Annotated in this window: 17 protein-coding genes and 1 tRNA gene; 11 read left to right on the top strand and 7 right to left on the bottom strand. The window is 38.6% G+C overall.

All coding sequences use genetic code 11. From position 1 onward, the window contains the following. Positions 1-7: 7 nt before the first annotated feature. Positions 8-361: a hypothetical protein gene (locus I858_RS17120; RefSeq protein ID WP_162273618.1), complete on the top strand. Its 354-nt coding sequence runs from the start codon at positions 8-10 to the stop codon at positions 359-361. 30 nt (positions 362-391) lie between these two features. Here I858_RS17120 and selA read toward each other — a convergent pair whose 3' ends face one another. Together selA and selB are read right to left on the bottom strand one after the other, a co-directional pair. Further along, positions 392-1795 (bottom strand): L-seryl-tRNA(Sec) selenium transferase, encoded by a 1404-nt coding sequence (selA, locus tag I858_RS04135; protein WP_049694215.1) that lies wholly within the window; start codon positions 1793-1795, stop codon positions 392-394. Continuing rightward, positions 1792-3696, bottom strand: a complete 1905-nt coding sequence (gene selB, locus I858_RS04130) for a selenocysteine-specific translation elongation factor (protein WP_049694216.1) — start codon at positions 3694-3696, stop codon at positions 1792-1794. The genes selA and selB overlap by 4 nt, the downstream gene beginning before the upstream one ends. A 158-nt stretch (positions 3697-3854) precedes the next feature. On the opposite strand from selB, the gene I858_RS16910 reads away from it, so the two are divergent. From I858_RS16910 to I858_RS04100, 7 genes are all read left to right on the top strand, one after another. Beyond that, positions 3855-3951, top strand: a tRNA-Sec gene (locus I858_RS16910). A gap of 678 nt (positions 3952-4629) precedes the next feature. Further along, the gene (locus tag I858_RS04125; protein ID WP_049694779.1) at positions 4630-5622 is read left to right on the top strand and encodes a glycosyltransferase; all 993 of its coding nucleotides are present in this window, start codon (positions 4630-4632) and stop codon (positions 5620-5622) included. Between the two features lie 51 nt (positions 5623-5673). Next, on the top strand, positions 5674-6723 hold the full coding sequence (gene selD / locus I858_RS04120) for a selenide, water dikinase SelD (protein ID WP_204249441.1): 1050 nt from the start codon (positions 5674-5676) through the stop codon (positions 6721-6723). Between the two features lie 90 nt (positions 6724-6813). After that, positions 6814-7713: a phosphate/phosphite/phosphonate ABC transporter substrate-binding protein gene (gene phnD / locus I858_RS04115; protein ID WP_049694781.1), complete on the top strand. Its 900-nt coding sequence runs from the start codon at positions 6814-6816 to the stop codon at positions 7711-7713. An 11-nt stretch (positions 7714-7724) separates the two neighbouring features. Continuing rightward, entirely contained in the window at positions 7725-8480 is a 756-nt protein-coding gene (phnE, locus tag I858_RS04110) for a phosphonate ABC transporter, permease protein PhnE (protein WP_049694782.1), read from the top strand. Positions 8481-8492: 12 nt separating this feature from the next. Continuing rightward, on the top strand, positions 8493-9263 hold the full coding sequence (gene phnC / locus I858_RS04105) for a phosphonate ABC transporter ATP-binding protein (RefSeq protein ID WP_049694783.1): 771 nt from the start codon (positions 8493-8495) through the stop codon (positions 9261-9263). 59 nt (positions 9264-9322) lie between these two features. Then, on the top strand, positions 9323-9925 hold the full coding sequence (locus tag I858_RS04100) for a polysaccharide deacetylase family protein (protein ID WP_239457216.1): 603 nt from the start codon (positions 9323-9325) through the stop codon (positions 9923-9925). Between the two features lie 385 nt (positions 9926-10310). Here I858_RS04100 and I858_RS04095 read toward each other — a convergent pair whose 3' ends face one another. Beyond that, the gene (locus I858_RS04095) at positions 10311-12344 is read right to left on the bottom strand and encodes a Na+/H+ antiporter (RefSeq protein WP_049694784.1); all 2034 of its coding nucleotides are present in this window, start codon (positions 12342-12344) and stop codon (positions 10311-10313) included. Positions 12345-12520: 176 nt separating this feature from the next. Here I858_RS04095 and I858_RS04090 point away from each other — a divergent pair, with 176 nt between their 5' ends. Then, positions 12521-13258 (top strand): hypothetical protein, encoded by a 738-nt coding sequence (locus I858_RS04090; protein ID WP_049694785.1) that lies wholly within the window; start codon positions 12521-12523, stop codon positions 13256-13258. A 90-nt stretch (positions 13259-13348) separates the two neighbouring features. Next, complete coding sequence (locus I858_RS04085; protein WP_049694786.1) at positions 13349-14488, top strand: CapA family protein; 1140 nt, start codon at positions 13349-13351, stop codon at positions 14486-14488. A gap of 37 nt (positions 14489-14525) precedes the next feature. Here I858_RS04085 and I858_RS04080 read toward each other — a convergent pair whose 3' ends face one another. After that, positions 14526-15392, bottom strand: a complete 867-nt coding sequence (locus I858_RS04080; RefSeq protein WP_049694787.1) for a glycerophosphodiester phosphodiesterase — start codon at positions 15390-15392, stop codon at positions 14526-14528. 393 nt (positions 15393-15785) lie between these two features. On the opposite strand from I858_RS04080, the gene I858_RS04075 reads away from it, so the two are divergent. Next, positions 15786-17003, top strand: a complete 1218-nt coding sequence (locus I858_RS04075; protein WP_049694788.1) for an EAL domain-containing protein — start codon at positions 15786-15788, stop codon at positions 17001-17003. Between the two features lie 34 nt (positions 17004-17037). Here the strand turns inward: I858_RS04075 and I858_RS04070 are convergent, their stop codons facing one another. The 3 genes from I858_RS04070 to I858_RS04060 all read right to left on the bottom strand — a co-directional run bounded on the left by I858_RS04070 (position 17038) and on the right by I858_RS04060 (position 20282). After that, positions 17038-17901, bottom strand: a complete 864-nt coding sequence (locus I858_RS04070; protein ID WP_049694789.1) for a YitT family protein — start codon at positions 17899-17901, stop codon at positions 17038-17040. A 264-nt stretch (positions 17902-18165) separates the two neighbouring features. Beyond that, positions 18166-19026 (bottom strand): PPK2 family polyphosphate kinase, encoded by an 861-nt coding sequence (locus I858_RS04065; protein ID WP_049694790.1) that lies wholly within the window; start codon positions 19024-19026, stop codon positions 18166-18168. Between the two features lie 131 nt (positions 19027-19157). Beyond that, positions 19158-20282, bottom strand: coding sequence for a zinc-dependent alcohol dehydrogenase family protein (locus I858_RS04060; RefSeq protein WP_049694791.1), 1125 nt, complete (start codon positions 20280-20282; stop codon positions 19158-19160). Positions 20283-20332 lie beyond the last annotated feature (50 nt).

Below are 20332 nucleotides of genomic sequence, written 5' to 3'. Positions count from 1 at the left end.
TCCACAATTGCTTTTTTTACTTGTTTTCACCATATTCGTTGTATCGATCATCGTTGCTTTTTTAAAAAAAGTCATTCCGTTAATCATTACGGTCGCGGAAACTGGAGTCGTAATTCTAGTATCGACTGTCTTTGAAGTTGAACTCAACTACTACCTACTGCAAGATGAACGACACGAAATGATTAGCCAATTAGTGACAGGAGGAATAAAGAAAGAAGATCTCAGTAATTCAGGTTTTGTGAATTACCACACTCCGCAAAAATACATGTTATCAAATAGAACTCCGTTTATTAATAGTGTTAAGAAAAAGTCACTTTCGCACTACTTGCTGTTCGCAGTATACGTTAGTGACTTTTTCTAATACCTACTGAGTTGTCGCTAACGCAGTGCATTATTCACAGTCAACAAACCCAGCCAGCAAGTCGACCATTTCAGACGAGTCAATTGTCCTGAAATCAACGCATACTTGCTGTTCTTGAATTCGAGTCACAATGGCTGGTGTTGCTTGTCTCAGGCGGTGCGATAATTGCTCTGCACTCAAATCGGAATGTCTAACAGCCGCAATATAAGTAGGAATTTCTACTCCAGGCATCGTACCACCTCCGATTTGAGACGTGCTTTCTTGAAGTTCACTGATGTACTTTGTAGAACTTGACTGCAACTCACTGATAAATGCTTGTGCTTGAAGGCTGATATCTTCAGCCTTGCGGATAATATCACGTACAGTTGGCAGTTCATTTATATTATCAGGTCCTGCCAAATAGCTCTTCAACGTTTCTTCTAGCGCTGCCAAGGTCATTTTGTCGACTCTCAGCACTCGTGCTAATTGATGTTTTTTCAAGTAGTCAATCCATTTTTTTTTGCCGGCAATCAATCCAGCTTGTGGGCCACCCAGCAATTTGTCTCCACTAAACGACACAAGATCTACACCACTTTCAATCACTTGTTGGACAAGTGGTTCATCTCCGATGCCATGTTTTTTATAGTCGTAAAGAGCTCCACTTCCCAAATCTTCATAAAAAATAAGAGGCTGATTCTGATTTGTCAATTCAACTAACTGAGGTGTTGCGACTGTTTCCGTAAAGCCAATTACTTTAAAATTGCTGGTGTGCACTTTCATAATTATGGCGGTTTCTTCGCGGATTGCTTTTTCGTAATCTGCTAAATGTGTCTTATTGGTCGTTCCAACTTCTACAAGATGTGCACCACTTTCTTCCATAATTGAAGACACCCGAAAAGATCCACCAATTTCCACCAGTTGCCCTCTAGACACAATCACTTCTCGTTCTTTAGCTAACGCACTTAAAATTAAAAACACGGCCGCTGCATTATTATTTACGACCATCGCAGCTTCTGCTCCAGTTGCTTCTATTAGTAACTCTTCCATGATGTCATGCCGTGAACCGCGCTGTCCTTCTGATAACCGATATTCAAGATTCGAATAGCTTGCTGCTGCCTCTGCTACGTGTGCAACTGCAGCTTTACTTAAACGAGATCGTCCTAAATTGGTATGCAAGACCGTTCCTGTTCCATTAATGACACGTGCTAATCGATTTTTTTGCCATTGTTTAAGGTGCGCTTCTGTAGACTTAAAAAGTCGTGTCGAAAAATCAAGCGCCACTCCTTCTAATTCTTGCTGTCCTATAAGTAATTCAGCTCGTAAGCTTTCGACTTCTCGCTTTAAAAACATAGTTAGTCGTGCCGTTGTCACATTATTTACTGTTTTCAGCTGTTCAAACCGTAGATCTTTTTGTAATTCATGGACTGCAGGAAGCTGTCTCAAGTATCGTTTCATGTCTTGTCCTCCATCCAATAACGCTGATTTTCTTGGCGTTTGGTATAACCCAATTGATCAAGTAACTCTAAAAAAGGAATCATGTGTTTTCTAGACAAATTAAGAACATCTTTTGCTTTTTTCAAATCAAAAAACGCGTCCGTTTCATCACGTAATTGGTGCATAGCTTTTTCAAAAGTTACTTGGTGAATCAGCGTATCTTCCCGCAACTGATAAGCTCTTTTGCTTTCAAGCAAGTAAGCTGTGAGTTCTGCAATTTCCAACTTTGGCAAAGGAGTGTTGATAAAATAATCTTGCCATTTCTCTACTTGAAACGCGTCTTTTTCTAGTTGATCAATTATTTGTTCCATTCGGTTGCGCCATTTTTTAGGTAGATGCGGGTCAAACAAAGCGAGAGAGACAAACTGAGTAACCGGTTTAATCTCATTTTGGTCGACTAGCAACTTTAAACTAAATTCAAGTAACGGCTTTGGGTAAGTGCTGCTTATCGATTGAATAAGTTCCGCTTTATCGATACCGATGCGCATTGAAAATTCTTCATGAAACTCCTGTAATCTTGTCAAAATCACAGTTTTTATTTTAGCTAAAGTTTTGGTCAAACTAACTCCTTGGCGAGGAATCGTTTGAAAAACTCCAGTTTTCATCCCTTCTGCTAGCGTTTCGTTTAATACGGTTTCATCTAATGACGTATATTGCATCAATTTCTTATTATCGAGCAACACGAATTTTGATAAGGCATCTATTATCAAATCTTCCGGCGTTCCTTGCTGAAGATAACGAAGCATCTCCATTGTTTCTTGACCAAATCGATATTTTCCACCATTTGGTTGAATTACCCAACCTCCGCCGATAGTTTCTACTGGACTCGGACGTCTTAAAATAAACCGATCGCCACGACGTACAACAATTTTTTCATCCAATCGAATTTGGCAAACGACTTCGTCAGTCGTTTGTGTTAATTCGTTCCGGTCAAAAAAGATGATTTTTCCCATCACTTCAGAAGTGCCAATGTGAAGTTTGATCGTTGTTCGTTGTTTGAGTGCTGCAAAGGATCGCCCAATTGTTTGTAACGCAACGTCAATCGTATCCGTCACTAGAAAGTGTTTGGAATCTACTAGTACATCTCCACGCTTTATATCGCTTCGTTCGACCCCACTGAGATTAATAGCTGCTCGTTGCCCTGCACGTGCAGTTTGCTGTTCTTCATGATGTACTTGAATTTGACGCGCCTTAACAGAAATGCCTTTAGGCAATACGATTAATTGCTCTGCTTTTTGTACGATTCCTTCATAGACCGTTCCTCTCACCACCGTGCCTTGTCCTTGAACCGAAAAAACTTGATCAATTGGTAATCGAAACGAGCCAAAAGCATCACGGAACTGAGTTGATGCTAATTCACTCGAAATTGTTTGCTTTAATTCTTCAATTCCTGTACCAGAAAGACTGTCTAGTAAGACAAACGGCGCGTATTGAAAAACTGTTTCTGTCAAACGTTCTTTAATATCGTCAATGACTAATTCCAGCATTACATCGTCTACACGATCTATTTTTGAAATCGCTACAATACATCGTTCAATTCCGAGAAGCTGCAAAATTTCTACATGTTCTTCCGTTTGAGGCATAATGCCTTCATCTGCCGCTACAACTAACACGACCAAATCAATTCCAGCAACGCCTGCAATCATTTGGCGAACAAACCGTTCATGTCCTGGCACATCGACAATAGATACAAAAACCTCTTCTTTTAATATTAATGGCGCATAGCCCAGTTCAATGGAAATGCCTCTTTCTTTTTCTTCTTTTAAACGGTCTGTCTCTACATTTGTCAGCGCTTTTGTCAAACTAGTTTTGCCATGATCAATATGACCCGCCATGCCGATTGTAAAATAACGTTTTTCCATTTATCCTCACACGCCTTCTCTAATTGCTTTCCCTTAACTCTAATCTCCTTCAAAGCTTGTTTCAAGCCTGAACGCCATCATTTCCGACTATCTGTATGCGATTTTCTTGCACAGAAGTTTTTTTCAGTATAAACTGATACAGGCTCACTAATAAATATGGGGTTGGATGGGTGACTGGTGTCTTCCTGGGTCTTCAAAACCCTGAGGGGCCTGCGTGTCAGGCTCGGTGGGTTCGATTCCCACACAATCCCGCCAAATACATAGAAAAGCGGAAGCGCCTGATCAGCTCCGACAGGCTTAAGACAGACTGACAATGTGGCGTCCTTTGCCACGCAGTCGGGTTGACTTAAGACCCGAGGAGCTAGGCGCTGGAGCTAGACAATAAGAAAAGCGGAAGCGCCTGCTCAGCTCCGACAGGCTTAAGACAGACTGACAATGTGGCGTCCTTTGCCACGCAGTCGGGTTGACTTAAGACCCGAGGAGCTAGGCGCTGGAGCTAGACAATAAGAAAAGCGGAAGCGCCTGCTCAGCTCCGACAGGCTTAAGACAGACTGACAATGTGGCGTCCTTTGCCACGCAGTCGGGTTGACTTAAGACCCGAGGAGCTAGGCGCTGGAGCTAGACAATAACAAAAGCGGAAGCGCCTGCTCAGCTCCGACAGGCTTAAGACAAACTGACAATGTGGCGTCCTTTGCCACACAGTCGGGTTGGCTTAAGACCCGAGGAGCTAGTCGCTGGAGCTAGGCAATAACAAAAGCGGAAGCGTCTGTTCAAATACAAACTAAACGCTTTGTCTTAAAAGATTGCCATGAAGGCAATCTTTTTTTACACCGCATGAATTCAAGTTAAGTGACAAGCGTAGTCGATTTTAGGATAATTCAAGATATTAGAAGTGTTGCAAACTTCAAATTGTCAGACCAAAGGATGATGAACATGAAAATTATTTTAGCTTCACCACATTATCCACAACTTCGTGGAAATACGATCACAGTTCAACGCATATCAGACAACCTTGAAAAATTAGATGTCGAAACGGAAATTATTTCAACAACAACTGACGCTAGCGTTCGCTCTCTTCCAACTGCTGACATTGTTCATGGATTTCACGCTTATAATTTCTATCACTTTCTGCAGCAACTAGATACAAAACCCGCACATTACATCATCACTATGACAGGTACCGACTTGAATCTGGATTTGTTTGATCCAGATAAACGATTGGATGTATTAGCTTGCTTGCACGAAGCTGATGCCATTCATGTATTTAATAAAAAAGCAGAAGAACTATTGTTGAAGGAAATTCCATGGTTAACGAACAAAGTTTTTGTTTTGCCTCAAGGAACACTCTCTTCCTTCACAGCAAGTTCTTCTTTCACTAAAGAACCCGGTAGTTTTTTGTTTTTCTTGCCCGCAGGCATTCGGAAAGTGAAAAACATCCCTGCTGCCATTACGATGCTTGAAAAATTACACAAACACTATCCACAACTTCGTTTGTGGCTTTTGGGACCTATTCTTGAAGAATCTGAGAACCAAATTGTGATGGACCTCGTCGATCAGCACAAAGAATGGATTCAATACCTTGGCCAAGTGCCACATGAAGTTATGGGCTCTATTTACCGAGAGGTCGACGTTGTCTTAAATACGTCTTTATCAGAAGGACAGCCTGCTAGCATTTTAGAAGCCATGAGCTACGCTTTACCGGTCCTAGCATCAGACATCCCAGGAAACAATCTAATTTCCAATAAAGTAACAGGGTTATTATACAAAAATCAAATCGAATTCCTTGATTATGCTGAAAAGCTCATGAATAATAACAAAATAAGGGAAAGTATAGGCCGCGCAGCTGAATCCTATGTAAGCCAATATCATTCAAGCGAACGCGAAGCTGAAACTTTTCTGAAGGTTTATCAAGCTATCTTAAAATAAATCGGAGTTACGATGGACAAGGTGTTTAAAGATAAAAAAGGAGAGATTAATATGGTTGAAAAAGAAACTGTAAGACTTACATCTTTATCTACAAAAGGCGGTTGAGGCTGCAAAATTGGTCCTGAGGACCTGGCGCAGGTTCTGCGTCACTTACCGAAAAATGTAGAAGATCCAAACTTGCTAGTTGGCTTAGAAACAGCTGACGATGCGGGTGTTTACAAGATTAACGACGACACTGCGTTGGTACAAACTTTAGATTTCTTTACACCAATTGTGGACGATGCTTATATGTTTGGCCAAATCGGTGCTGCGAACGCATTGAGTGATGTTTACGCAATGGGCGGCAAACCGCTAACGGTTATGAACATTGTGGCTTTCCCTATCAATACGTTAGACAAGAGCATTTTAGCGGATATTTTGGCAGGTGCTTCTGATAAAGTAAAAGAATCTGGTGCTGTTTTAGTGGGCGGGCATTCCATCGACGACCAAGAACCTAAATTTGGTCTTTCTGTTACTGGAACAATTCATCCCGATAAAATCCGATCAAATGCGGGTGCGAAACCCGGCGACCGTTTGATTTTAACCAAACCAATTGGAGTTGGCATTTTAACTACTGCCATCAAACAAGGAACTTTGGGCAAAGAAGATTTAGACGAAGTGATGAACGTTATGGCTACTTTAAACAAAACAGCAGCAGAAGTCATGGCATCTTACCATGTAAATGCTTGCACAGACGTTACCGGCTTTGGTTTGCTTGGTCACACGATGGAAATTGCTAAAGGTGGTAATGTCGGCGTGACTGTTATCAATCACGACGTCCCTGTCTTAGCACGAGCAAAAGAACTTGCAAAACAAGATGTTATTCCAGGCGGTACTCGAAAAAATCGTAAGTGGCTAGCAGATGACATCGATTACGCAGACGATATTTCTGAAATTGATCAACTGATTTTATGCGACGCTGTTACTTCTGGTGGTTTATTAATATCAGTGCCTGAAGCAGAAGCAAATGACTTGCAACGTCAACTTCAAGAAAATGGTGTTCAATCAGCGATTATCGGCAATGTAACTAGTGAAAATGCTGGTCGCATTCGTGTTATTTAAGATTTTTTACGTTACCATTCTACAAGGACTCTGCTTGAGTCCTTGTTTTACTGTTAAGAACGACTCAAATTTTAAATAGAGGTGCTTAAAATGAAAAAATGGCTATTACTTCTTTCGATCTTTTCTTTACTATTATTTTTAGTCGCTTGTAGCAATGACACAGAAAAAGACAACTCAGCAACATCTGATACGCAAGAACCGTTTACGATTGGTGTCATTCCTGCGCAAACTGAAGGAGAAATGCAAACTGCGATGGACAAACTACAAGAAATTTTAAGTGATAGTTTAGATCGCGATGTTAAAATTGAAGTTTATCCCGATTACAACGGTGTAGTAGAATCCATGAATTATGACCAAATAGATATGGCTTACCTGGGACCGTTAACCTATGTGATTGCTGAAGCAAACAGCAATGCTAAAGCCATTATTACACAATTAGTAGATGGCGAGCCTTTCTATCATTCTTACATCATCACACATAAAGACAATCCCGTAACTTCATTAGACGAATTACTTCAATCTGTTGGAGAAATTCAATTTGCGTTTGGTGATCCCAATTCAACTTCAGGATCTTTGATTCCTTCGATTGAATTGCAAGACCGCGAAGTCTATGAATCCGAACAAGAAAACAAATTCAAAAATGTTCGCTTTACGGGTTCACATGATGCCACTGCATTAGCTGTTCAAAACAAACAAGTCGATGCAGGCGCTGTTGACAGTGCGATTTACAATCAGTTGATTGAATCAGGTAAAATCGATTCGGAGCAATTAAAAATCATTTGGGAATCCGAGCCTTTATTCCAATACCCTTGGGCAGTTCTCGAAAGTACGGACGATGAAACTGTTACAAAACTACAAGAAGCCTTTTTAGCAATCGAAGATCCTGAAATTCTTGATGCATTTGGCGCTACTGGCTTTACAGAAGCAACCAACGAAGATTATGAAAGCATTAAACAAGCTGCAATAAAGCAAGGAATCATTAAAGAATAGAGTTGATTAGGTTGTGGTTTAAAAAACGGAATTTACTTACTGTAATAAGTGTTCTTGTGCTGGTTTATTTCAGCATGCGAATCACTGAATTTGATCTTTCCAAATTTAAAGATTTCCGCAACATGATTGACTTTCTGGCACAATGGTGGCCGATGGATTTTTCGAAGCTTCCTGGCATGGTAGAAGATACACTTGAAACATTGGCTATGGCTTTTCTCGGCAGTGTTTTCGGATTATTAGTCGCATTGCCGATCAGCTTTATTGCTGCACGCAACACGGCACCATCTAAATTTTTCTTTCACTTTACCCGTGTAGCATTAAGTTTTGTCCGCTCGATACCCGAAATTGTGTTTGGCCTTATTTTGCTAACGACACTTGGCCTTGGACCGTTCCCAGCCGTTATTGCGATCATGTTCCATAATATTGGCGTGTTTGGTAAATTGGTATCCGAATTAATTGAAGCGGCTGACCCGGGTCCGCAAGAAGCTATGCGCGCTGTGGGAGCAAAAAAATGGTTGGCTAATCTATTCAGTATTCTCCCACAAATTTGGCCAAACGTATTATCTCAATTTTTCTATCGGTTTGAAGTTGCGATTCGAACTTCTCTGATTTTAGGTTTTATTGGAGGCGGCGGAATTGGGCAACGGCTATTTAATGACTTTAAAACCTTTCAATACGCGTCAGTTTCTCTTGACGTTTTAATCATTATGGTAATGGTCATCATTATTGACTTTTTTGCCAGCACCGTTCGAAATCGCGTTATTTAAAGGAGGGGCGACATGATTCAAGTAAAAAACTTATCTGTGCATTATCCTGACACAAAAGTGAAGGCACTTACTAACATTAGCCTCTCTCTTGAAAAAGGTGATTTTGTTTGTGTCCTCGGTAAAAGTGGCGCTGGAAAATCAACGTTTATCCGTTGTTTGAATGGACTACAAAAACCAACAAGTGGAGAAATCTATTTTGATGGCAATGATATAGCTGCTCACAGTGAAGAAAAATTACGGAAAGTGCGCCGTGAAGCCGGTATGATTTTTCAGCACTTTAGCTTAGTTCCTAGACTGAGTGTGATGCAAAATGTCCTGACGGGTATGTTCGGTTACCGCTCTTCTTTCAAAAACTTGATTGGGTGGTTTACCACAGAAGAAATCGTCTTCGCTAAAAAAGTGATTGCAGATGTTGGCTTATCCGAAATGACTTACCGTAAAGTAGAACAATTAAGTGGTGGACAAAAACAACGGGTGGGAATTGCACGCGCTCTTGCGCAGCAACCTAAAGTGTTACTTGGAGATGAGCCCGTAGCAAGTTTAGACCCAGGCACTTCTAATCACATTTTCACGTTACTGACAGAAATGCATGAACGATTAGACTTACTAACTATTATTAATGTCCATGATATCGAATTAGCAAAACGCTACGCAAGTCGCATTCTTGCTTTAAAAGACGGAAAGCTTATTTTTGATGGACCGCCTGGAAACTTCACAGATGAAATGTATCAGGAAACTTATACAGCTCAACCACATCCCTCTTATTTTGATGCAGGAATTTAAATCACAAGGAGATGATTCGGATGATTAAAAGCCCATGAGCAGTTGATCAATCCAGAGTCGTGTACGACTCTACTCACCCCGAAATTATTATTCACAACCTTTCACCAAACAAAAAATCAGTAACTTTGACGTTTGATGACGGCCCAAGTAAAGTGCTGCCACAATTGTTAGATATTTTAAAACACCACGAAGTGCAAGCAACGTTTTTTTGGCAATCGCGACTGCTTTATGCTGCACGACCGTGGCGACGTGTATTGGATGATGGACATGTTATTGGTACGCATTCGTTTAAACATCGAAACTTGCTCCAGCTTTCTTATGAAGAACAGTATGAAGATATTCAAAAAAGCGTAACACACATTGAAAGCACAACGGGAACACCTATTATTTATTTTCGTCCACCGTTTGGAAATTTTAATGCAGACACAGTAAAAGCTGCCAATGCATTAGGGTTAACAACCATCATGTGGCGCATTGCTTCAATGGATTGGGAGTTAAAAAACAATCCCGACCAAATCATTCAGTATGTAGTTGATAACCTGGAAGATGGCGCGATTATTTTATTACACGAGTTGGAACAAACCGTAACGATTTTGCCTCAGCTCATCCAAGCGATTAAAAAACAAGGCTATCATTTTTCAGTGCTTCAAAACAAAAAGTAAAAAAGAACAGCGCCGGCTTCGGCGCTGTTCTTTTTGTTCCATTTAATCTTCTTCTAGCGAATCTTTTGAGGCTTGTTGCATTGCGCGTTCTAAGTCTTTTAACTGAGTAACTATCTCGATCTTGAGGTGCATCTGATTCGGACTATGATTCTGACTGGTCTTCAGGAATATCTGAGTCTGCTGCTTGCACTGTTTTTAAAATAAACTCTTGTCAATGGTTCATTTAAAACAATAATTCTCATACAAAATGTATCTCATCCTCCGGTTTTCATAGACTTTTTTTCAACGTCAATCCGTCAACTAACAAATCTGTTTGATACTGCGCATACTTGCCTTGAATTCCATTTTGTAAATAACGATTTATCATGCGGTATTCCTTTCTTGTTTACTCACCCATTTCGTACAATGTAACACTTTCAACGTTGTGAATATACCGTCGCAGTTCTTTTGCTTGTTCTCTGGTAATGTCTCCTGCTGTATACATCTTATAAATTTCTGATCGTCCCATATCCATTACTACGACGCGTAACTCTTCTTTTTGTAATTCATATTTTTCATCATACAAAGCTTCTGGTTTTTTCAAACGACTGGTCATTTTTCTGTAATCTGAAATAAGGACATTGATAATTTTTTTTGGCTCGTATTTTTCAGAATGCTTTTCAAGCCATGCAAGAGCAGCTTGTAAAGTCTCCAGTTGAAGTTGAAGTCCTTCTTGAAACTCAACCAATCTTGTTTCTTCTTCACGCGAATTTTGACCTCTAAATCGTCTCCATGCGCGAATAAGTTTGCCCTGTAAGTATAGGACTGTCGAACGAACATTATCAGCTACTACTTCTTCTCGACGATCTAGGGATTTTTCAAATGCATCATAAATTTCTTGGCTTATTTCTTTCTGTTGATATTGCTTTTGAATATATTTACGCTCGATTTTTAACGCTTTTAAGCGCAACTCACGTATTTTTCGTTGGTATTTTTTATTTGCTTGAATTTCTGTTTCTTCTTCAGTTTGAATTTGACGAAAATGCAATTCGTATTCTTCGATTAACTCATAAGCCGCTGCTTCGTTTTCTTCAGTGATTTCTTTTTTTATTTTTTGAATTGATGTTATTAAAATACGACGCTGCGCTTCATCAAAATCCATTTCGCCAGTCTTTTTACCTTCTGCGAATTGTCCTTTACTAAGCAATGGCAAAAAGATTGTTGCTACAATTAATGTGAACAAAATCGTCCCTGCAGCTAAAAATAAGATGAGCGCTCGATTGGGAAACGCTTCTCCGTTCGCCATTAAAAAAGGCAATGATAATACACCGACCATTGTTACAGTTCCTCGAACACCTGTTAAACTGACATATAAGGTCAATTTCAAACTTGGTTTTGCTGCTTCCTTCATTTTCCCAAAATGGTATTCATATAAAGAAAATAAATAAGCCCAAACAAATCGGATACCCAAAATCATAAAACCAACGGCGACAACGTAAAGTAGTAGTAGAGACAAATCAATATTCGGATTTTCGAGTACACCGCTCATGGAAGTCGGGATGTTCAATCCAAGTAAAAGAAAGACAAGTCCATTAAGAATAAACAAGATAATGGTCCAAATATTTTCAGTCGCCACTTGCTCTTCTGCGATAAATGTCTCTGTTTGTTCTCTCACTAAAGAGTGTACAATTCCTGCTACCACTACGGCAATAACGCCTGATGCATGCAGAATATCTTCTGTTATAATAAAAATTAAGAACGGCGTCATAATCTGCAATAACGTATGAAATGTGACATCATTAATGCCTTGTTTTCGCAAAATAACACGAATGCTAATAATTACTAAAGCAAGTGTTAACCCGAGAATACCACCAACCAGAAATTTATATGAAAAATCTAATACCGCTTCCGACAAAGAAAAGTACCCCGTTACCACAGCTGCCACTGCGTAGTTAAATGCGACAAGTCCTGAGGCATCGTTGATAAGGGATTCTCCTCTAACCAAGCTCAACACTTTTTGAGGAATACGAATCCGCTGCGCAATGCCATTAACTGCGACTGGATCTGTTGGTGATAAAATGGCCGCTAAAGCAAATGCAGCAGCCAGGGGTATTTCTTCTATTAACCAATGAATAAAATAACCACCGATGACAGTTGTCAGCAACACCAGAACGATCGCATTTCCTAAAATTGGCCCTTTCATTCGCCACAGTTCTTCTCTTGGAAAACGACTACCGTCATTAAATAACAGCGGTGCAATAAACAGCAGTAAAAACCATTCTGTTTCAATATCAAACGAAATGTCTTCGTATACAAGAACCAACACAACACCAAGAGCTACTTGGATTAAAGCAGTTGGAATATAAGGTACATAATGGCTAACAACATTTGAAATGAGTAGACAAATTAACAACAGAAAAATAGTAAGCAATAAATCCATAGCACTCCTCCATTCTATTTTTTTACAAGTCCTCTATGTATACCCAAAACAGCTCATAAACTATGCTCTTTGTGAACCTACTAGATGGAAAATTTTAATTCATCTTTTTTTCTTGGTGTAATTTGAGATTACATTCGGGTATACATTTTTAACTTGATTAGAGAGGGGTGTTGTTTTTGTTTTATTTTAGCTTAGCTGTCATCATTGCGTTTATGCTGGTTCATATTTTAACAAATTATATAAAATTTCTAGATCGCAAGCCAAAAGACAGACTGATGTCTTTTGTTTCCGGAGGTTCTATTGCTTATGTCTTTCTTCACTTAGTTCCTGAACTCACTCACTACCAAGAAGTTGCAGACAAAGCTACACTGCCTTTTGGGATTGAATCTCTCGATTACCCTACCTATTTAGCCGCTTTAGTAGGAATTGCTTTTTTTTATGGAATCAATCAATTAAACGAAAAATCTAAAGCAAAAAACGAAGATGAACAAAATGTTTCTCAATCAAGCTCTTTTGTTTTCGCTTTAGAAATTTTTGGATTTGCATTATATAATGTCTTAATTGGCTATCTACTCATTAATTTGAGTGGAGATAAAATTTCTGAATATCTAATTTACTTTGTTGTCTTTTCTTTTCACTTTATCGCTAATAATCGTATACTCCACTTGACACACGAGGATTTATTCACTCATATTGGTCGTTGGGTATTGGCCATTTCTGTCTTCATTGGTTGGTTACTTTATTATTTCACCGATATAACCGATTTGACGATTGCCTTCTTTTCTTCTTTTCTTACGGGAGGAATTGTGTTGAATATATTAAACGACGAACTGCCTGCTGAAAAAAACAGTAGCTATCCTTCTTTCATTGTTGGACTCATCTTAATCACGTTATTACTCGAATTTTTTATTTAAAGATGAATGTCTATTTGCTATACAGAGCACACACGATAAGTTACCGTTAGGAAATACTCAAGTTCTTACTAAATTTATGAGGTGAAACGAGTGAATATCCACAAAAACCGTGTATTTTCAATAGTAATAATCATAATGATTTTGCTTGCTGGATGCGCAAAGGCTGCTCCTTCCGACGAAAATCGTTCACTTTCTTTGGAAGCACGACAATTCCCAATTGCTATAATGCCTGAAAAATTATCCTTAAAACATACCGCTTCTTTGTCTGCTGTGGGTGATGTATTAATTCATGATCGTGTGTATCATGCTGCTGAAGTCAATGGTGTCTTCGATTTTAATCCAATGATTGAGAAAGTCACACCTTTTCTGGAAAGAGCCGATTTGACGATTGCCAATTCAGAAAGCATGATCGGAGGCAGTGAAGTGGGTCTGTCTTCCTATCCTTCTTTTAATAGTCCTTATGAAGTGGGCGACGCGCTAAAAAATTCTGGTGTGGATGTCGTGACACTAGCAAACAATCACACGTTAGACCGTGGTTTACCTGCGATTGAAAACGCTATTAGCTATTGGGATAAAATCGGAATGGTTCATACTGGCTCTTCTTTATCGAGTAATGAGCATTCAAAAATTTCTTTGATAACCAAAAACGAGATTCGCTTTTCTTTTTTATCCTATACGTATGGTACAAATGGAATTCCAACTCCTGCTGGAAAAGATCACTTAGTCAACCGAATCGATCCGTTAATTATTCAAGAAGATTTAAAACTGGCTCGAGAAATATCCGATGTAGTCGTTCTAAGCCTTCACTTTGGACAAGAATATGAAAAAATGCCCAACGCGGATCAAATCGCCTTGGCTCGCTTTTCTGCAGACAATGGCGCCGATATCATCTTAGGTCACCATCCACATGTATTGCAGCCACCTGCATGGATAGATGCCATAGACGGACGTAAGGTTTTTGTCGTTTATTCACTTGGTAACTTTTTATCGGGTCAAGATGGAATAGATCGACAAATTGGCGCTATTTTGCATCTCGATATTACGAAAAACGTAACAACCAATTCAAGTACCATCACTTTGCAGAATCCAGCTTTCACAACCACTTTTGTTAAAAGCGCAGATTCTAAAGATTATGAAATGGATTTATTAAAGAATGTAGATAGTAATTTAAATGCTTTAACAAAAGAACATTTATCCACATGGATTAAAGACCTTGAATTTATCGAATAGTTTTTGTAAATGACCAGCTGTGAAATCTAGTGCGATTTCATAGCTGGTCATTTATCATTATTGCCTGTTTTTCTTTTAGCAAAGTATTTAAAACGTCCGGATAATTAGTGAACAGTCCGGTTACTCCCCAGTCAATCATTCGTTTCATGTCTTCACGTTTATTTACTGTGTATGGATGAATCAATAACTCTTGCTCTTGTACTTTTCGAATATAGGCTTGATCGATTCTTTTATAATTCATACCAACACCAACTGCATAACTTTTAATATGCGCAAGTTCTGCTTTTGAAACAGTCGCTTGAATCGGGTAAGAAATTAATTGAATTAATGGGATAATCGGATTCAATTTTTTTACTATCTGTAAACTATCCTCACTGAATGATTGGATAATTACGTTACTTGCATATTCCTGGTTGATAGGTAAGTTATACTTTTTTAAGATGCGCACAAGTTCTTTTTCCATTCCCGGATAAACATCAGGTGCTTTTGTTTCGATATAATAACGCGAATCTTCACCAAAAACTTCTAACACTTCTTCAAAAGTTGGAACGCATAATCCTTCATAACTTGGTTTTGCTTTTTTAGGATGAGCCTTATTAAACCAAGAACCGGCATCCAAAGCTTTAATTTCAGTGATTGTCATGTCTTTAATATATCCAGTACCATTCGTTGTGCGATCCACTCTTTCATCGTGCATAGCGATTAAAATGCCGTCTTTTGTCATTTGTAAATCGATTTCTATAGAGTCTCCATGCATTTCTCTGCCCATCTTGTAAGCAACCAGTGTATTTTCAGGTGCATGTCCTGATGCTCCTCGATGAGCGATGTTCAAAAATCGATTAAGATTAACCTGATTTTCTTTAGAGCGATTTTGTAATTCCGAAAACTTTTTCAAGTGAATCATCTCCTTATGTTTTCTTTATTGTATAGCACTAAACTTATCACTGTTTTATCATACAGGCTAAATGATCGTAAAAATGCGAGTGCTAAAACCGTTTCTAATTTAGTGACTACCTAGCTTACTCTACATTTCTTTTTACTCCCTATTCATCTATACTAAAGGGATACATACTTTTTCAATCTCCAAATTTAAAATCGATAGCACTCTACTTTTTAGAAAAGAGAATGGCATGTCATGACAGTCCTATTGACAAGAAAAGAACCAGTTGGTTGATACACAACAACATTTCACTAAGGAACATACTTACCAAGCGTGAATTTGTGCAGTCATTTTCTTTTTTAGACTCATATAAAAGTCCACATACTCGATAGATTTTTCAGCAAAGGAGTAATTACTATGGATCCACTAGATATTATTGAAGATCTGACTAAAGTAAAGCCTGCTTTTCAACCGATTATTAGTGCCGTCTCACATATCGTAATCGGTTACGAAGTTTTGGGTCGTTTCAATTTTGAAGATAATTGGCTAAGCTTGCGGGGATTTTTTCAAGATAACGATGTACCTGATGAATACAAAGTTGAAGTCAATAATCATTTACTCAAATTAGCTATTGATCAAATGCTCCATTCTAACAGTCAAGGATTATTATTTATCAATCGAAATGTTAAACAATTACTCATCAATAGCGGTGAAGACTTTTTAGCGACACTTCAAACTTATCAAAAAAACGGATTTTCTATGAATCGAATTGTTTTGGAAATCACTGAACATGAATTTGATGAGGACTTCGATGTACTTCACCATCTATTGATGTACTATAAAACTTATGGCATTCAAATTGCCGTAGATCATGTAGGAGCAAAGAGCTCTAATATTGATCGAATTCGTCAACTTCGACCTCATATTTTGAAAATTGATACAAATCTTGTTCGCAATGCCAATCCCGGTGCATTTCAAGATGTTATTCAAACCTTAACGGTATTGGCCCGAAGAATAGGTGCAAAACTTTCTTACGAAAACATTGAAGACAATTACCAATTGTATTTTGCTTGGAAAAACGGAGGTCATTTTTACCAAGGACTTCATTTAGCAAAACCAAATTTTGAAATTCCAACAACTCATTTCACTTCATACGATGTAGGAGAAAAAATTACTGTATTTGTCCAGAGAGAAAAGCTTTCGATTGAAAAGCGTTATGCCTTCACTGATAGTTTAGAAGAAAAACTAAAAAAAGTACTGTCAAAATGGCAGGGACCTGAAACAGCAGATCGATTTATTGAATCTGTGTCGCAGTCTTTTGATAAAGAAAGTTTCCGTTTGTATATCTGCAATAGCGACGGTCGACAAGTATCTTCTAATTTTCAAAAACGAGAAAAGCTTTGGGTTTTCGAATCTGAGCATTTCGGCTCGCATTGGGCATTCCGGCCTTATTTCCTTGAAAACGTGATGCAAATGAAAACGTGGAATCGTGGCATTTTATCAGACGTGTATTCAGATATTGAAACAACTAAAATGATACGCACATTTAGTTTCCCATTATCTGGTGACTGTTATTTATTTATCGATATTAGCAACGAATTTGTTTCAGAAGCGGATTACCTACTATTTCAATAATGTCTCTATACTTTCGCACAAAAAAACTCTTCAGTTATTGTACTGAAGAGTTTTTTAAATTTGGTGTTTTCATGAAGTTATCATCTTTTCTGAAGTTCCCCATGACTTCCATCGTTTCGCTAATGCTGACAAACGCGTTTGGATCGATTCTTTTAATCAATGGACGTACGAAAGCCAATTCATGACGACTAATGACACTATAAAGAACTTTTACTTTAGCTGCTGAATAAGCCCCTTCGCCATCTACTACTGTGATACCGCGATATAAATTATCAAGCAACTCTTTTTTGACAGCATCGCCTTGACTCGTTACAACCATCAAGCTGAGTTTAATGTGACGGGTATGGACGCGGTCAATGACAAGTCCTGAAATATAAATCGAAGCCATAGTATACATCGCCAACTCCCATGAGAAAACAAAACCAGAAACAAAAACAACTGCACTGTTAAGGACAAAAACAAGCGCACCGAGTGGGATATCTCGTTTCATCGATAACAATAAGCCAATAACATCAAATCCACCTGTCGAACTATAGTAACGAATAATAATTCCCATTGCAGCTCCGGCAATCACTCCGCCAAAAACAGTCGAAAGCAAGGCATCTTCCGTTATTTTGACAACTGGAATATACAACATCGAAATTGATGTCACGATAACTGAAAACAAGCTGTTAGCAATAAAATTCTTACCGAGTTTCATCCACCCTATAATCAAAATTGGGATATTCAACAAAATCATCCAGATCCCTGCGTTTAAAGGTGTTACCAATCCCAGCATCATCGCGATGCCTGTTACTCCACCTGCCAATATTGCATGTGGCAGTAAAAACATATTAAATGCTACTCCCAAAACAATCGAAGAAATAAAAACAATTAATAATCTCATCCATTTATTCATAATTAAACTCCAATCCTAAAGAAAATCTCAGTCAGTCTATTTTGTTCATGCCACAAAAAAAGGGCGTGCATTTGCACGTCACCTTAAGATTATTTATCAGAATGTAATTTTTGTTCAACTAAAAACTACGAGAAAGCGAATAAAATTTTCTTTTTTATGGTGAACCAACGTTTCATATTATAGTAGCATTTGGGCTAAGAATGCAAGCCTTTCTGCTTTTGTTCATAGACTGTTCGAAATTTTCTAGGAGAGTTCCATCGCATTCTACTCTTCTTCTAATTTACGAATTGCTTTTTCCAATCGCTCTTTTTCTTCCCCTTTAATTTCAGGATAGTAAGGATTGATTTTCTCTAACACTTCCACCATTACTTCTGCAACAATATATCTCGAAAACCATTCGTCATCAGCAGGAAGCGCATACCAAGGTGCATGTTCTGTCGATGTATTGTTCAATACATCTTCAAAAATCTCTTGATAACCATTCCAATATTCACGTTCTTTTACATCATTAAATGAGAATTCCCAGTTTTTCTCTGGATTTTTCATGCGTTCGAGCAAGCGACGACGTTGTTCATCGAATGACATATTGAAAAAGAACTTCACAACTGGGAATCCATTTTCAGACATATATCGTTCAAAATCATTGATTTGGCGATAACGAACATTCCAAATGTCGTCATCGATTAGTTCATCAGGAAGCGGCGTGTCTCCAAGCAAATCATGAACTCTCGGTGCAATTACTTCTTCGTAATAAGAACGATTTAAAATTCCAATCTGTCCTCTTGCTGGCATGCCTTCTCGAAAACGCCATAAGTAATCATGTGCAAGTTCTGCATCAGAAGGTTTTTTGAATGATGTTGTTTTTAGACCTTGTGCTGTTAAGTTAGAAAAGATATAGGTGATTGTTTCATCTTTTCCCGCCGCGTCCATTGCCTGCAACACAACAACGATTCCTTTTTGTTCTTGGGCATGCAACTTCATATGTAATTTTTTTAATTTTTCAAGGCTTTCCGGAATTAGTTTTTCGGTCAACTCTTTTTCGCTATATCTATTGTCATCTGTCGTTAAGTAGTGTGACAGTTTTATTTTTTCATCTTGTTTAACAATGAATTTTTGAGTATCCATGCTTTGCCTCCTCTATGCTGCATCTTCACGTGTCTCTTTTTAACATACCCACATCGAGCGCAATTCTAACCGATCATAGAAAAACCGCAATCCTATTTTGGATTGCGATTTGTTTCATTTATTGGGGCTACTTAAAACTTCATAATAATTCGCGATGAATCGCCTTTTGCTAAAAGATCGAACCCTTTGTTGATCTCATCTAATGTAATAAAATCAGTAATCAGTTTATCAACAGGCAATCGATTTTGTTGAAACAAACTCATATAGCGAGGAATATCTCGACTTGGTACGCAACTACCCACATACGAGCCTTTAAGCGTTCGTTCTTCGGCCGTCAAGGAAACATAGGGAAAAGAAAATTTATTGTCTGGGTGAGGCAAACCAGTAGTAACAGTTGTCCCTCCTCGTTTTGTAATACTATAAGCAACTTCTAGCGCTTGAACAGCACCCGCCGTTTCGAATGTATAGTCTAGTCCTCCTCCTGTTGCTTTGCGGATTTGTTCGATAACATTCTCGTTTTTTGAGTTATAAACTTCGGTAGCACCTAGTTCTTTTGCTTGTTTGAGTTTTGTCTCATTAATATCGACTGCCACGATATGACTAGCCCCCGCAGCAATCGCTCCTAACAAAGCACTAAGACCAACACCGCCAAGACCTACTACTGCTACTGTGCTTCCAAGCTTAATCGCTGCCGTATTAACTACTGCACCCACGCCTGTTATAACGGCACAGCCAAATAACGCTGCTTTTTCAAAAGGAATTTCTTTATCCACTTTGATAATCGAATTTCTCGATACTACTGCATGATCCGAAAAAGCCGATACGCCTAAATGATGATTAATGGTTTCCGTTCCACTATGAAGACGGTTTCCCCCGCTCAATAAAGTACCTGCTGTATTAGAAACTGCTCCTGGTTCACATAAAGCAGGACGCCCTTCACGACACGGACCACAATGCCCACAACTTGGGACAAATACACAGGCAACATGATCTCCAACTTCTAAGTCGAATACATCATCTCCTATTTCTACAACTATACCTGCTGCTTCGTGGCCAAGAGCCATTGGTACTGGCCGTGGCCTACTGCCATTTATTACTGATAAATCGGAATGGCATAAACTGGCTGCTTTTATTTGAATGAGTACTTCACCTTTTTCAGGAGGGTCCAATTCTATTGTTTCTATATGAATTGGTTGACTTTTTTCATAAGGAGCTTCAGCTCCAATTTCTCTTAATACTGCAGATTTGATTTGCATAATTCCACCCTTTTCTCTTATGATTTTTGAATATCAAAATAAAAATTTTC

It is taken from the genome of Planococcus versutus, assembly GCF_001186155.3.
GTDB lineage: Bacteria > Bacillota > Bacilli > Bacillales_A > Planococcaceae > Planococcus > Planococcus versutus.
Note: the sequence above shows the minus strand (reverse complement) of the source record. Positions and strands in the feature narration are given on the sequence as shown.

Coding starts and splice junctions, on each gene's coding strand:
- phnD (WP_049694781.1), top strand. CDS start 6,814: ATGAAAAAATGGCTATTACTTCTTTCGATCTTTTCTTTACTATTATTT.
- I858_RS04080 (WP_049694787.1), bottom strand. CDS start 15,392: ATGATTCACTTGAAAAAGTTTTCGGAATTACAAAATCGCTCTAAAGAA.
- I858_RS04065 (WP_049694790.1), bottom strand. CDS start 19,026: ATGGATACTCAAAAATTCATTGTTAAACAAGATGAAAAAATAAAACTG.
- phnC (WP_049694783.1), top strand. CDS start 8,493: ATGATTCAAGTAAAAAACTTATCTGTGCATTATCCTGACACAAAAGTG.
- I858_RS04070 (WP_049694789.1), bottom strand. CDS start 17,901: ATGAATAAATGGATGAGATTATTAATTGTTTTTATTTCTTCGATTGTT.
- I858_RS04075 (WP_049694788.1), top strand. CDS start 15,786: ATGGATCCACTAGATATTATTGAAGATCTGACTAAAGTAAAGCCTGCT.
- I858_RS04125 (WP_049694779.1), top strand. CDS start 4,630: ATGAAAATTATTTTAGCTTCACCACATTATCCACAACTTCGTGGAAAT.
- I858_RS04095 (WP_049694784.1), bottom strand. CDS start 12,344: ATGGATTTATTGCTTACTATTTTTCTGTTGTTAATTTGTCTACTCATT.
- I858_RS04060 (WP_049694791.1), bottom strand. CDS start 20,282: ATGCAAATCAAATCTGCAGTATTAAGAGAAATTGGAGCTGAAGCTCCT.
- selA (WP_049694215.1), bottom strand. CDS start 1,795: ATGAAACGATACTTGAGACAGCTTCCTGCAGTCCATGAATTACAAAAA.
- selB (WP_049694216.1), bottom strand. CDS start 3,696: ATGGAAAAACGTTATTTTACAATCGGCATGGCGGGTCATATTGATCAT.